Genomic DNA, 285 nt, shown 5'->3' on the forward strand with positions numbered 1-285 from the left:
TGAAAATGGCAAAGCGCCTGCTGCGCACCGTACGGGATGGAAAGACACTGTGCGGGTAGAGGGCGGCGTCAGCGAGGTACTGGTGAAGTTTGACCACGATGCGCCGAAAGAACATGCCTATATGGCGCACTGCCATCTGCTGGAGCACGAAGACACCGGCATGATGCTCGGTTTTACGGTTTAAACAACGACGTCTCTGCGCTTGCCCGGCCTGCAGGATATTTCTTGTCGGCTGGGTAAGGCACATCCCCTGCATATTCTGCCATTGAACATAAAGTAATCGCC

1 protein-coding gene is annotated in these 285 nt (G+C 54.7%); it reads left to right on the top strand.

The window, feature by feature from the left end; translation table 11 throughout:
• Positions 1-184 (top strand): multicopper oxidase domain-containing protein (locus FDX22_RS32140; protein ID WP_255433068.1); only part of this gene is annotated, 184 nt, incomplete at its 5' end.
• Between the last annotated feature and the right edge of the window lie 101 nt (positions 185-285).

Source organism: Citrobacter sp. TBCS-14, assembly GCF_005280805.1.
Taxonomy (GTDB): domain Bacteria; phylum Pseudomonadota; class Gammaproteobacteria; order Enterobacterales; family Enterobacteriaceae; genus Citrobacter; species Citrobacter gillenii.